General features: G+C 56.3%; 7 protein-coding genes. All 7 read right to left on the reverse strand.

The features are described 5' to 3' along the window. Positions 1–194 precede the first annotated feature (194 nt). Positions 195–1,127: a glycoside hydrolase family 43 protein gene (locus tag ACAW75_RS00620; RefSeq protein WP_370726720.1), complete on the reverse strand. Its 933-nt coding sequence runs from the start codon at positions 1,125–1,127 to the stop codon at positions 195–197. An 82-nt stretch (positions 1,128–1,209) separates the two neighbouring features. Beyond that, positions 1,210–2,604, reverse strand: coding sequence for a TolB-like translocation protein (locus ACAW75_RS00625; RefSeq protein ID WP_370726721.1), 1,395 nt, complete (start codon positions 2,602–2,604; stop codon positions 1,210–1,212). A gap of 265 nt (positions 2,605–2,869) precedes the next feature. Next, the gene (locus tag ACAW75_RS00630) at positions 2,870–4,639 is read right to left on the reverse strand and encodes a RagB/SusD family nutrient uptake outer membrane protein (RefSeq protein ID WP_370726722.1); all 1,770 of its coding nucleotides are present in this window, start codon (positions 4,637–4,639) and stop codon (positions 2,870–2,872) included. Between the two features lie 18 nt (positions 4,640–4,657). Then, on the reverse strand, positions 4,658–7,876 hold the full coding sequence (locus ACAW75_RS00635; RefSeq protein WP_370726723.1) for a SusC/RagA family TonB-linked outer membrane protein: 3,219 nt from the start codon (positions 7,874–7,876) through the stop codon (positions 4,658–4,660). 74 nt (positions 7,877–7,950) lie between these two features. Then, positions 7,951–9,387: a fasciclin domain-containing protein gene (locus ACAW75_RS00640; RefSeq protein ID WP_370726724.1), complete on the reverse strand. Its 1,437-nt coding sequence runs from the start codon at positions 9,385–9,387 to the stop codon at positions 7,951–7,953. A 34-nt stretch (positions 9,388–9,421) separates the two neighbouring features. After that, on the reverse strand, positions 9,422–11,086 hold the full coding sequence (locus ACAW75_RS00645; protein ID WP_370726725.1) for a fasciclin domain-containing protein: 1,665 nt from the start codon (positions 11,084–11,086) through the stop codon (positions 9,422–9,424). A gap of 37 nt (positions 11,087–11,123) precedes the next feature. Continuing rightward, positions 11,124–12,593 (reverse strand): RagB/SusD family nutrient uptake outer membrane protein, encoded by a 1,470-nt coding sequence (locus ACAW75_RS00650; RefSeq protein WP_370726726.1) that lies wholly within the window; start codon positions 12,591–12,593, stop codon positions 11,124–11,126. Positions 12,594–12,751 lie beyond the last annotated feature (158 nt).

Below are 12,751 nucleotides of genomic sequence, written 5' to 3' on the forward strand. Positions count from 1 at the left end.
TTTTGCTGGCGTTGTCGCTTGCCTGTGGCGAGTGACCTGTATCTAGAGGGCCTCCGGCCCGTTGGTTGATGGTCAACGGTGTTAGTCGAATGACCACAGCTACGTCCGGGCCAGAGGCCCTACTGATAAAAGTCACTCGCCACAGGCAAGCGACAACGATTCGGTGGCGAAACTACGTTTCCGCTAACACGTACCTACTTCACTTCCAGTAACTTATTCAGCACACCCATCGGTACGCGGAAGGCGGTACCGTGGCGGGTGCCTGGTGGAAAACTGACTTTATCAGACACATCGGTCCAATTCACGAGGTCGGTCGATTGCACGGCGCCCATCGTGTGTTTCGTGTATTTGTCGAAATAAACGACCCAGGCGTTATCGATTTTAGCGACGGTGGGGCCTTCTGCCCAGTAAGCGCCGGTAATGGGAGCAGTTGGCGCTGAGTAGCCACCCGTGAGCGTGTTGCTCCGCGCGATGCGGATATTCTTCTGGGGCGGGGTTTTGGTCTCGTCTTTCAGGAACATCACGTACTCGTTTTTGTCCCGAATAATCGTCGCGTCGATCACGTTAAAGCCTTTGTCGTACAACAGTTTGGGAGCGCTGAACGTCTTGAAATCCTGTGTGGTCACGTAGTACATGCGGTGGTTGTACTTCTCGTCGCCCGCCCCTTCCGATTGTGGAAAGCGGCCAGGAAGGGTAGTAGCCCAGTAAATCATGTACGACTTCGTAGCCGCGTCGTAGTTGATCTCGGGTGCCCAGCAGTTCAACGCCGTTGGTTCATGGGCCATCACCGGCACGAACTGCTGCTCCGACCAGTTGATGAGGTCTTTCGACCTGGCGTACCCGATGCCTTTATCGTTCCAGCTTACTGTCCAGACCATGTGGTAAGTCTTGTCGGGGCCCTGAATGATGCAGGGATCACGCATGAGTCTGGCGTTGCCGATCACCGGCGTCAGCAGCGATTTATCCTTGTTCAGGGCTTTCCAGTTGTAGCCATCGAGGCTGTAGGCCAGGTGCAGACCATCTTGCCCGTTGTCTTTAAAATACGAAAACAGGTACGCCTCTCTGGGGGCCGATTGGCTCCAGGCGGCGGTGATCGATACACAAAAAGCAAGCAACAGCTTTTTCATATGGAGTCGATTGGCGAAGCATACCAGCGTCAGCAACGCACTATAGCGCGAATCGTCTACGCGTCGGCAATAACCACCCAAACTAGTCTTTATACGTCCGCTTCAACCAATCAGCGGGGACGGGAATGATGCAGATGTTCATCGACTTGTTATCGTCGGAGAGCATGGCCGACTGAATCTGAATGCGGGTGCCGTCGGGGCTGAAAGTGGGGTGTGGATGGTCGGCAGCGGTGGTTTTATGGCCCGCCGACAGCAGGATCATCTCGCGGGTGTGGCGATCGATGAGGTAGATGTTGCGGGCGAAATCATCGCCCACGGCCCATCGTCCGTCTGGCGAACCATGCACGTGCCAGAGACCGCTGCCGCTGGGCGTTTGGCCGGCAATGGTCATCTCCCGGGTACGCAGGTTCACAATGCCCAGGCCGGTTGGTTTTTCGCGCGTTCCCGATGGTCCCCAATCCGTTTCCTGACCGGGATTCTGCACGTCGGGCACAGTAGCGGCCTTGTCGGTCTGGCTGACCAGCGCCGCCGTGGTCATGGCTATTTTCCGGTGGCCCATGATGGCAATGGCAACTTCATCACGGGAAATAACGGCTTCGTGGGTTACCCATTCATAGTCCGATTCGGGGTAGAGTGGCCGTAGCCCGGTACCATCGGCGCGGACTGTCCAGGTACGTTGGGGTGATTTACCACCCGTTTCCCAGCAAAACACGATCTCGCCCGGCACAAACGGATTGGCCTGGATATGACCTACCTGAAACGGCACTGAAACGATGTATTTCAGTTCGCCCGTTTTCACGTTCATGCCCGCCAGTCCCGCCGGACCGGCCCCCATTTTCCGGGGGCCAAACGACCCTTCAATTTTCGTATCGGCCGCCAGGTGTTTCGCCGCTTCGGTCTTACCAACCCGGAAATACACCCACTCTTCGTCGGCATCGAGCGCCATATCGCCACCGGCACCCAGTTCGGCTGGGGTGGTACCGCACACACGCTGGTAGACCGTGGCGGGTTGCAGCTTGCCCGATTCACTGTCGGCAAACAGTTTGGCGAGATCTACTTCAACGATTTCCAGTGACGCATCACGGCCTGATTCGGGGGCGCGTTCCGCGTTTCGGGCGGGATTACGCATGAAATAGAGCTTCATCGACCTGGCGGCGATGTTGAGCATGCCCGTGTAGCCGCCTTCGGTCACCTGCACCTGCCCGCCCGTTTTTTCGTTCACCGCGATTGCTTCACCTTTCACCCGGTTCGAGCGAAAGATGAGCCATTTCCCGTCGGCGGTCCATTGCCGGTGTGTTTGGTAAATCTTCGAGTCGCCGGTGGGTTTACTGGTCAGAAACGTCAGCGGCGTTCCGGTAACGGGGTCTTTTATGACCTTTCGTTCCGACGGGAACCGCGTACCGATCTGCGCTTGTGCTGATACCACCGCCAGAAGCAGCGAGATCGTGACAATCGTTGAATGCGTTCTGGTTTTCATAAAACGAGAGTGAGTTAGACGTGTGGCTTTGCAAACTTCGTTGTCGCTTGCCTATGGCGAGTGACGCCTATCAATAGGGCCTCTGGCCCGTCCGTAGAACCAAACCAAATCAGCGCTAAACAGTCGTTTCATAGTTACCAACGGGCCAGAGGCCCTATCGATAAGGGTCACTCGCCCCAGGCAAGCGACAACGAAGTTTGCAAAGCCACAGGACAGAGCGCGAAGCAACATGTTTCCACTACCGATTGATTACGCCGCAACTACCCTACTTCAGCTTGAAAGGCAGGAACCAGTTGTTCTTATCCATCAGCTTTGTGCGGACGGCGTCGGCGTTGGGGTTGTTGGCTTTTTTCAGCTTCAGGTACACCTTGTCGGCCAGGAAAGCGGGGTCGTTGCGGCGCAGGGCTACCCGCACCAGATCAGGCCAGCGCTGCCCTTCGTAGGCCAGTTCCAGCGCCGATTCTTCGATGAGCGAATTCTCGATGGACACCGTGCTATCACCCACTACAGGTACGTTCAGCAGACCCGCGCGGCCCCGGATGCCGTTGTTCCGGTACCAGGGGTCGCGGAAGAGCGGTACGTCGCCGTTACGGGCGTAGAAATCGTAAGGCGGCACATCGAACGTTGATTGCTGGAAGGTCTCGTCACGGCCAACGGGGTCTGAATCGAACGTGGTGGAAATACCGTAGTTCAGTAGCGCGTAGGCCAGTTTCCGGCGACCATCGCGGTTGGCGGCTTCGGCAAAACGCAGGTGCAGTGTGGCGGCCCGGTACAGGAACCAGGTGCCGTTCTTCTCCTGCAAGGTGGCTCCGATGGGCAAACCTGTGTTAGGGTCAACGTAGTTGTAGAGGTATTTCATGATCACCGGGCTACCGGCAACGGTCTTGTAGGTCAGTCGGCCACGGGCGTCGAACGGGAAGTTGTTGCTCTGCTTCTGGCTATTCCAGAGGTCGATGGCCTGCTGAGCGGGCGCGACCTGATACCGGCCGTTGATGTTCGAGAACAGATCGATGAAGGGGTTCTGGGGTTTGAAGTTCTTGTCGAACGGCATGAACCAGATCCATTCGTAGTTGAACCAGTTTTCGGTGGGCCGACGGGCAAACATCGACCGCCAGCCCAGCGTGTTGGCATCGGCCAGCCTGTTGATGCTGCTGACGCCATCGAGGTAGCCAACGGCCAGGTCGTTGTTAGCCGTACCGGCGTAGTGAATCTTGTAGGTGGCATAAAACGCTTCCGAGTTCGGGTCAACACCCGTCCGGGCGGCGGTTTCGAGCACCAGTTTGTAGGTCTGTGCCGCTTTCAGGTACTGGTTGTCCCAGAGGTACAGATCGCCCAGCAGCACATGCTTGTTAATGAAAAACTTGTTCAGCGGATACCCATCCACCGGTGCCGCCACAATCGACGTGGTTGACGTGTAGGGCTCGCGGTAAACCGACGGAATGGCCTCCATGGTCTTGATCAGTTCCTTGATCAGCACGGTTAGCTCCATCCGGGGTACCGACGACACATTGGCAATGTCCGTCACATTCTCGTAGGTCTCCGTCACGTAGGGTACCGACCCGAACTGAATACCCAGTTGCAGATAGACCCAGCTCCGCAGCGCCGTAATGTCGGCCGCGCGCTGGTTGTATTCGTCAACGCGCATCTTGTTCTGCTGCAACATGAGCCTGAAATTCTTCAGGATGTCGTTGCAGTTCAGAATAACTTCGTAATACGGCCTCGGGTCGGCATAGGCATTGCCCACCGCCACGTCGTGGTTGTTGAGCTGCCGGAGTTGTTCGTCGGCATTCACCGTCACGTCCATCAGGTCGGCGCGTAGTTCGTTCAGGACCACGTACTGCTGGGCCAGGTTCATGAATTTCCCGTAAAGCCCCAGCACCGCTGCATCGGCGTCGAACACGTTCCGGTATACCTGCTCGCTGGTCAGGGCATCTTTGGTGTCTACTTCCAGCAACTTGGTACAGGCCGATGCCCCCACCAGGAGGCACGTGACCAGCCCGGCAATACCTATTTTTTTCTTGACTGACGATTTCATAAAAAGCGGCAAAAAGGATTAGAGGCCAAACTTGACACCGATCTGAACGGATTTCTGAATGGGCTCGAGTGTATTGTCAACGCCCTGCCCAAACGGGCTGTTGGTGGCACTGAACTCCGGGTCGTAGCCCAGGTAGTTCGTGAACGTCAGCAGGTTATTGGCGCTGGCGTAGAACGTCAGGTACTTCAGCAGAGCCCGGTTGATGGGGAAGTTGTAGGAAGCCGCTATCGTGCGTAACCGAACGTATGACCCATCTTCGATCCAGCGGGTCGAGAAGCGGGCGTTGCCCAGCGGATCGCCAAGCGTTGCTTTGGGTACGTCGGTCAGCTGCCCGTCGCCCCGCCAGCGGTTCAGCACTGCCTGCGACTGGTTATTGGTGCCCGATACCGATTCCAGCACATTGCGGGTGTAGTTGTACAGGCTGTTGCCCGACACAAACGTGATCAGCGCATCGAGCGTGAAGTTGCCGTAGCTGACGTGGTTGCTGATGCCGCCAAAGAAATTGGGCGCCGGGTTACCGATGATCTGCCGGTCGCGCTCGTCGATGATCTTGTTGTTGTCCAGATCGGCAAAACGAATGTCGCCACCCCGGAAGGGCCGCAGCGAACCGTCTTTCTGGCGGGTCTGCAAACCGGCGGTGGTTGCCTGCGCATCGGTCGCGAACACACCCTGGGCAACGTAGCCATAGAATGCGTTCGGCGTTTGGCCTACGCCCGTCAGGTACGTTGCCGCCCCGAACGCGTTGATCAGATTGCCGTCGGGCAGTTGGTCGATGACCGAAACCGCCCGGCCAATGTTCACGCCCAGATCCCACTTGATCGCGGGCCGGTTCAGCATCCGCACGTTCAGGCTGGCCTCCAGTCCGCTGGTGGTCATGGCCCCGCCGTTGCGCAGCATGGTTGAAATACCCGCCACCGTTGGTGTAGTCTCCACGATCAGCATATCAGTGGTTTTGTTGCGGAACACGTCCAGACTCAGGCCCACCCGATCATTCAGGAACGACATATCCAGGCCCAGGTTGGCTTTGGTTACCGTTTCCCACTTCAAGGCGGGATTGGCGATGTTGCTCCGAATCAGGCCCTGGATACCAAGCAGGTTCTGCCCTGTGTAATACTGACGAGCGCCGTAGTTACCGATATCGTCGTTACCAACCCGGCCATACGATGCCCGCAGTTTCAGCAGATCGAATGGCGAATTACCCATGAACCCCTCCGACGAGATCTGCCAGGCTGCCGACACCGCCGGCATCAGCGCGTAGCGGAGACCGCCAATACCCACCGATTCGGTCGATACCTGCCTGCCAAACCGCGACGAACCGTCCATGGCCCCGCTGAACGACACGAAGTACTTGTCGGCGTAAGCGTAGTTCAGGTTCAGGTACGTATTCAGCCAGTTGTATTCGCCCAGGCCACCGCCGAGGTTGTTCAGCAACGCCACCCCGTTACCCGCGCTGATCAGTTCATCGGTGGCTGAGTTGTAGCCCTGAATCCGGTCCTGTTCGGTTTTGCTGTTCAGGTAACGAACCCCGACGCGAGCCGAAAATTCGTGCCGGTAATTGATCGTTTTGGTATAGGCTGCGTACACTTCCGTGTTGAAGTTGAACAGCCGTTTCGTCTGCGAACCCAACTGGTTCTGGGCAATGGCGTTACTCAGCGTATCGCTTAAAATGCCCCGGCGTGGCACGAACCGGTTCTCTTTGACCTTATCGAAAATCACCGATACGCTGGCCCCCAGTTCCAGACCGGGCATAACGTTGTATTGCAGCCCCAGGCCACCCACGAAGCGATAGGCCCGGTTGCTGGCCTGCATGAGGTTACTGACCACCGTGGGGTTCCCTACCCGAAACACATCTTCGTCGGCATAATCGGGCGAGGTGATGCCCGTCGATGAGATCTCGTAGTCGCTCAGGAAAGGCGCTTTGACCAGCGACAGGAAGATCGGGTTGGTTTTAGGCGCAAAACCCAGGTCTTTTATGTTGGCTTCGTTGTACGAAAAGCTCATGTTGGCAATGCCCTTCAGCCGGTTGCTCAGGTTCAGGTCGGCGTTGAACCGGGTGCTGTACTTGCTCACGTTCGACTGCGCCAGGGCCGTGTTGTTGGTCAGATAATTCATCGACAGGGCATATTTGGCAATGTTATCGCCCCCCGTCACTTTCAGGTACATGTTGTTCGACAGGCTGTTGGTGAAGAGTTTCTTCTGCCAGTCGGTGCTGTTGTGGTACTGGTAATACGTACCTGAGTTTGGGACGTCGTTGAAATAAGGCAATGCCTGAAGCTGTTCCGTGGTCGCCCCGCCCGAGCTTAACACGTTGGCCAGGTACGTCCGGTAGTCGGTGGCGTTCAGCACGGGAATGGCCGTTGGAGCCAGGTTCATGCCGCCATTCATCGACAGGTCGATCCGGGTGCCGAGGTCTTTGGCCCGCGAGGTGGTGATCACGATCACGCCGTTGGCGGCTTTGGTGCCGTATTGGGCGGTAACGGCGGCATCTTTCAGCACGGTAATGTTGCTGATGTCCCGCACATCGATATTCGCCAGCGGATTCTCGGCGTAGTTATTGGCCAGTGAACTGCCGTAGGTACCATTGTCGTAGATCATGTTATCGACAATGATCAGCGGCTGGTTGGTTGCCGACAGCGACGTATACCCCCGCAGTAGCAGATTGGCCCGCGCATTGGCCGTTCCTGAGCTACGGATGCTGTTCAGGCCCGCAATTTTTCCCTGCAGATACGAGTCCGCCGTTTCGTTGTAGCGCGTCCAGATGTCGGCCATATCGACGGTGGCGGCGGCGTTGGCCAGGCGGTTGGCGGGCATGGCGTGGTTGGCCAGCACCAGGGGCGTGAACAACGACGGACGGTCGCCTTCGTTCAGGGCAATCGTCAGCGTTTTGCGGCCATCTACCGGAATTTCGCGCGTCTGGTAACCAGGCCCCTCTACCCCTACCGACACGTTATTGCCGGGGATCGCCAGGGTGAAGCGTCCGTCGTCGCCGGTGATCGAGGTTGTCAGGTTTTTGTAGAATACCCGGGCGCCCGTCAGCGGTTTTTTGGTGGCGGCATCGATCACGACCCCTTTGATTTCGCCGGTCAGTTTGGGCGGCGCTTTGGCCGCCACAACGGTTACGTACTCGGCACCGTCCTGTCCGTAGCTCACCAGCGAGAGCAGCATCAGCCCGCCAACACCCAGCAAGCGTCGGCCGACGCGGTGAACTGCCTGAATTGATTGTATAAAATGTTGCATCGACGGTTTATGGAAAGGCGTCATTTGTGGTCATTAATGGTCATTACGCCGGGGCGCGGAACAAATGACATTTCTTAAAGTACAGGCACCAGCCGGATGTAATCCAGGGCCATACTGTTGGTCCCGTTGGCGATCAGGTACATATCGAGCGTGCCGAACGAGGTGGTCGTGTATTCGCCCAGCAGCACCTCCGTATAGGTATCGTTCGGCACGGCTACATTGGCGAACGTTGTGGCAGTCAGGCTCCCCATCGCCAGCCGCTGACTGACCACGATCGGCAGCGTGTTGGTCCGGTAATTCCGGGTCTGGTCGTTGAGCGCTACCCAGTACACTTTGTACTTCATGTTAGGCACTTCGGGCACCCGGTAACGTACCCAGAAGCCAGTTACCCCGTGGGCAATGATCGACAGATCGCGGAAGGTCTGACTCGTAACCGGATTCAGTTTCTCCCGAATGGCAATGACCGTGGACCCTACATTCTGTAGCTGCGACGAATAGTTTTCCCCTTGAACCACAATGGGTTGCAACCGGCTCTGCACCGCTACGTTCGATTTGTTGAACACGTAAGCGACACCATTACTCAGCTTGACTGTACTCACCAGGGCCGCTTTGTCGAGCGGCACATCCACGCCGAATTTCGATTTCAGCACGGCGGGGAGTTTATCCACGGTGTAGAGGCCTTCAACCGCCATGTCTTTCAACACCTGATAGCTCGCCAGGTTGTAGGTACTGTCGGCGGTGCTCGTTTTGAAGTAGGGCGACAGCTTGGTTACCTCCGCCGCGAAGGCATCGTTCGTCAGCAGAATGTACGTAAACTGTTTCGACTCGTCGGCCAGGTTGTAGACCAGATCGGTAAACTTATTTTTCTGCTCAATCCCCGTCCCCGGCCGATACACCGGCCGACCCGTGGTTGAACTGATGCTATCGACGATGGCTTTGTCCGGGTTCAGCACCAGATATGACAGCGAGCCGAGCACCTTATTCTGCACGTAGGTGTCTTTCGATCCATTGATGAACCCCAGCAGATTAGGTTGTACCACCGATGCTTTGTCGAGCGTGTGCAGCACCCCGTTGGCTACGTATTTATTTGAGCTGGTAATCGTCGCCTCACCAATACGGCCATTCGTAAACGGAATGTACTTGCCGTTCACCATCTGAATCCTGACTTCCTGGGTAGCGGCGGGCATTGGGTACGTTTGCAGGGCCACATGGTTGCCCACAAAGAGTTTCAGGGCCGTGGTGTCGCCGAGCGAAGCCAGATCAACCGCTTCCAGTGCCTTATTGGTAGGAGCCCAAACCGTGTAGTTCTTCGATGAACTGATCAGTTTGTCATACCCGCTCTTAACCAGCAGATCGCTGAACTTGCTCAGCTCGGGCTGCGCACTGATTTCGCTGAACAGGGTTCTGGTCAGTGCACTATCAGCAAGCGTTACCCGATCGTCCCATTGCTTACAGGCCGCGATACAGACGCCCAACAGGCCGATCAGCAGGAGTGAATACTGTTTTTTCATTGCAAAAAAGAAAGGATGAATGAGGCCGGACAGGTTACGGAACGAGTTGGCCATTCCGGTTAAAACGTGGTCTCGTCTGGGGCATATCGATCGGGATGAAATGCACCATGTCGAGGTTGTTGTTATTCTGCGTACCCGAAATGTTGGTGAGGCGGAACGTGTGCCGGTCGGTCGTTTTGATGTCGATGATGCCGAGCAGGCGACCGGGCAGGTTCCGGTCGGTGCCGGGGTCGCTATAGAGTTTCCAGCCAAGGGCTTCCAGCTCCCCTTCCGAACCTGCCGGCGCGGTATCGGTAAAGGCCATCGGGCGCGGCAGCATCTCGCCGTCGACACTGCCCTGGCAGATGTTGACCGAACCACCGCTCTGTTTCTGGAACCGGTAACAAACCCATACTTTATAGCGGCCTTTTACCAGCATCGGCGTCTTCAGATCGACCCACACGCTCCGGTTTGGCCCACCCAGCGGGATCATGAGGTAATCATTTTTATAGACCGAGAAGTTCGACGCCGTGGTGTAGGCATAGGTCAGGTTGAAGTTCGACCGCTCCCAGTTGATGTCTTTCACCGAGCCGTAGATGAAATCGTAGTTCTTTTTGCCGTAATAAGCGGGCAGCTTGCGAATCTCCGGGAAGTCGGCCACGTCCCAGTAGACCGGCGTTGGCTTACGTACTTTCGACACGAAATGACCCGTCGAGCTGTGAATTACCCCGTTGGTAGCGGCATTATCGCTCAATGTCCGTTCCAGCTCCACGCCCTGCTCGTGAATACCGTTGAAATCATCGTCGTTGATCAGCACCGTTTGCCCATCCAGCTTCGACGTCACCACCTCCAGCGGTACTTTGGTCGTGTGCGACTGAGCCGTAATAATATCGGCCAGGTACTTGGCGCCGGGCAGCAGGTGGTAGGCCACGTAGAGGTTCAGGCTGTCGGCCTTGTTGCGCGGATTGCCGGTGTTGGAATACCGTTTTTTCAAGGCGTCGAACGTGGTAAACCCGGCTTTGCCCAGGGCCGTATTCGATTCAGCCAGCACGGTAGTCCAGCGTTTGTCGGGGTCGGGGTCAACTACGTTCAGGGAGTCGTAGTAACCGGTTTGCTTCAGGGCTTCGGTGAAGATCGAGTAGGCCGTATTCTTTTCGAGCGTGGCCGCCAGTGTTAACGTAGCCGGCTTCAGCACGTTATCGATCACGTGCAGAATGCCGTTGCTGGTGGTGATGTTTGTTTCCAGTACCAGCGCCTGCCGGTTCAGGCTATAGCTCGATGTGCCGTTGGCAAACGAAACGCCGCCCAGCAGGTATTGGCCATACATGGTCACCAGCGGCAACTTCCCGTCTTTAAACGATTTGGTCGTCAGCGTATCCCGGATGATGTGGATCTTGGCGATGCCCTGCGCCTCTTCTTTCGTGAGGGTAGCCGCCGTCTTGTTGATCGCCGTCAGGTACGTTTTCACGCCTGCGTTGGTGGGCACAAACATGGTGTAGGCCCCGTAGGCATCCAGAAACCCTTCATAACCCGCCTTATCCAGGATCGCCGTGAATTCGGAGAAGCTATCGGGCCGGGTTTTCAGGTAGCTGAACATGTTCACGTCGCTCGTCGTGGTCTGCACGAAGTCCTGCTCGCGGCACCCGATCAGGTACACCAGCGGCAGCAGGATGCCTAGCGTGAGCAGTATAGAATTACTGATTTTTTTCATGGCGTTCATGATCGGAAGCGTTCGGTACTGTTCAAAACCAGTTGGCTTACTTGTAGAATGGGTTCTGGATCAGCAGCTTATTCGTCTGCAATTCGTACTGGTAAATGGGCAGGTAATGGCTGTTGTAGTCCTTGTATTTGGCAATAGCCGACTGCTGGCGGTCGGGCGGAACGCTCCGGGCCACCATATCGAGCAGGATGTCCAGGCGCTTGTAGCTGTTCCGTTTGGCGTGGCGCAGCACATCGTACCAGCGCTTTCCTTCAAAGGCCAGTTCGCGGGCCCGTTCTTCCAGAATGTAGTCGGCCACCGCTTCGGTATCGGCCGGGTCGGGTGTTTTCAGGGTGCCGTCCAGCGCCTGGGCCCGGTCGCGAATGGTTTTCACGATGGTCAGGGCTTCGGAGCCACGTTTGAGCATGGCCAGGGCCTCGGCTTTCATCAGCAGCACATCGGCGTAGCGATACACGATCCAGTGAGCGTATGATTCGTTGATAACGCGCAGCGTGGTGCCGTTCAGGCTCACGTATTTCCAGATCGTGCCGTCTGATGCCCGCAGCGCCGACTCGTCGCCGCGCAGGTCTTTTTTGGTGTCGTCGAAGAAATCCTGGGTGTATACCTCGTCGATCACATAGGAGTTGGCAATGAACCGGCGCGGAGCCACAAACATGCCGTAGAAACCGTTGATCCGCTGGCGATCATACTGCAACTCAAAAATCCCTTCGTTTGAATTTCCCTGAACAAACACCTGATTGTGAAAGGCATTACCCTGAATCAGACCAAATTTGGCGCTGCTGGTGATCTTGTTGCAGGCGGCCAGCGCCACATCGTACTTCTCCATCCACAGGGCCACGTCGGCTTGCAGGGCATTCACCGTATACCGGGTAATCCGACCTTTGTTCGACGCCACATCGCCGTAGGCAAGCGGGGCAGCCGGTTCAGCCTCGGCCAGGTCTTTCACGATCTGGGCCAGTATATCGGCCTGCGTGCTTTTCGGGATAGGTGTTATCTGGTTATCCGAAACGGTTGCGTTCAGTTTCAGCGGTACATCGCCGAACGTGCGGGCCAGGTAAAAATACAACAGCGCCCGCAGGGTCTTTGCTTCGGCCAGTGTGCTGTTCAGCGACTCCTGCGTGAAGGTTTTGTCGCTTTCCGTCACCGTGGGCGCAAACTCGATGACCGTGTTGCAATAGTTGATCACCTGATATAGGCTGCGCCAGTTGGCAATGCTATTGCTGGGCAGCAGGTTCACGTTGATCATGTCGGTCTCTTCAGGCCGGGTCACAAACGTGGAAGCGAGCATATCGGCCCGGAGCTCGCCCCAGAGAAACAGCGTTTCGGGAATACCGTTGAGCATACCGGCGTAGCAGCCCATGAGGGCCGCCTGTACCTGCTCTTTGGTCCGCCAGAACTCGTCTTTCGTGATACCATCCTGCGGCCGAAGATCCAGGTACGTATTGCACGAAGTTGGCAACATCAGCAGCAACAGGGCCGATACGCTATAGATTAATTTCTTTACCATTACTCAAAGTCGTTCAGTTCTTTATGAGGTGGGGGGTGGTGGTTGATTGGTTGATTAGTTGACTGGTTGGTTGGTTCGTTGGTTAAAAACGCGAAGTATCCTTAAACATAAAACCCTATTAATCAACAAATTAACTAATCAACTAACCAACCAATTAT

Origin of the sequence: Fibrella arboris (assembly GCF_041321095.1) — a bacterium.
In the GTDB taxonomy this organism is placed as follows: domain Bacteria; phylum Bacteroidota; class Bacteroidia; order Cytophagales; family Spirosomataceae; genus Fibrella; species Fibrella arboris.

Coding starts and splice junctions, on each gene's coding strand:
- ACAW75_RS00630 (WP_370726722.1), bottom strand. CDS start 4,639: ATGAAATCGTCAGTCAAGAAAAAAATAGGTATTGCCGGGCTGGTCACG.
- ACAW75_RS00635 (WP_370726723.1), bottom strand. CDS start 7,876: ATGCAACATTTTATACAATCAATTCAGGCAGTTCACCGCGTCGGCCGA.
- ACAW75_RS00620 (WP_370726720.1), bottom strand. CDS start 1,127: ATGAAAAAGCTGTTGCTTGCTTTTTGTGTATCGATCACCGCCGCCTGG.
- ACAW75_RS00640 (WP_370726724.1), bottom strand. CDS start 9,387: ATGAAAAAACAGTATTCACTCCTGCTGATCGGCCTGTTGGGCGTCTGT.
- ACAW75_RS00625 (WP_370726721.1), bottom strand. CDS start 2,604: ATGAAAACCAGAACGCATTCAACGATTGTCACGATCTCGCTGCTTCTG.
- ACAW75_RS00645 (WP_370726725.1), bottom strand. CDS start 11,086: ATGAACGCCATGAAAAAAATCAGTAATTCTATACTGCTCACGCTAGGC.
- ACAW75_RS00650 (WP_370726726.1), bottom strand. CDS start 12,593: ATGGTAAAGAAATTAATCTATAGCGTATCGGCCCTGTTGCTGCTGATG.